This window comes from Collinsella sp. AF04-24 (assembly GCF_003465685.1).
GTDB lineage: Bacteria > Actinomycetota > Coriobacteriia > Coriobacteriales > Coriobacteriaceae > Collinsella > Collinsella aerofaciens_AP.
This window is the reverse complement of the sequence record NZ_QSBK01000053.1, coordinates 1-840: the sequence shown is the minus strand read 5'-3', so window position 1 is coordinate 840 and position 840 is coordinate 1. Positions and strand designations below refer to the sequence as shown.

1 protein-coding gene is annotated in these 840 nt (G+C 65.8%); it reads right to left on the bottom strand.

What is annotated here, in order from left to right; translation table 11 throughout:
- On the bottom strand, positions 1-840 hold an 840-nt coding region (arcC, locus tag DWV32_RS10055; protein WP_147346233.1), incomplete at its 5' end, for a carbamate kinase.

The following is an 840-nucleotide window of genomic DNA, read 5'->3' as shown; positions in this document are numbered from 1 at the left end:
CTACTCGTGGATGCGGGTACCGGAGAGGCCGGCCATGGTCTCGGCGGCCTTGTCCAGAGCGCCGATGATGCAGGTGCGGCCCTTGCGGGAGCGGGCGAACTTGATGGCAGCGCGGACCTTGGGCTCCATGGAACCCTTGCCGAACTGACCCTCGTCGGCCAGGCGCTCGGCCTCGTCGGCGGTGATGTCCTCGAGCTCCTCCTGGTTGGGCTTGCCGAAGTTGATGGCGACATGCTCAACGGCGGTCAGCAGGAACAGAACGTCAGCGTCGCAGTCCTCGGCCAGCAGCTCGCCGCCCAGGTCCTTGTCGATGACGGCGGGAACGCCCTTGTAGCAGCCCTTGTTCTCGTAGTCGCGGACGACGGGGATGCCGCCGCCACCGCAGGCGATGACGATGAACTCGTTGTCGAGCAGGTTGAGGATGGAGTCGGCCTCGACGATCTTCTTGGGATCGGGGGAAGCGACGACGCGACGCCAGCCGCGGCCGGAATCCTCGACGAAGACCTTGGAGGGGTCCTCGGCCATGAACTCCTTGGCCTGCTCCTCGGTGTAGAAGGGGCCGATCGGCTTGGTCGGGTTCTTGAACGCGGGATCGTCGGGATCGCACTCGATCTGGGTGACGACGGTGGCGGCGTGCCAACGCTTATAGCGCTTGTGCATCTCGCGGCCAATGCCCTGCTGCAGGTGATAGCCGATGTAGCCCTGGGACATGGCGCCGCACTCGGGCAGCGGCATCTCGGGGGTGCCGATGGCGTCGTGGGCAGCGGCGAAGGCGTTCTGGATCATGCCGACCTGCGGGCCGTTGCCGTGGGTGATGATGATCTCGTTGCCCTGCTCGAT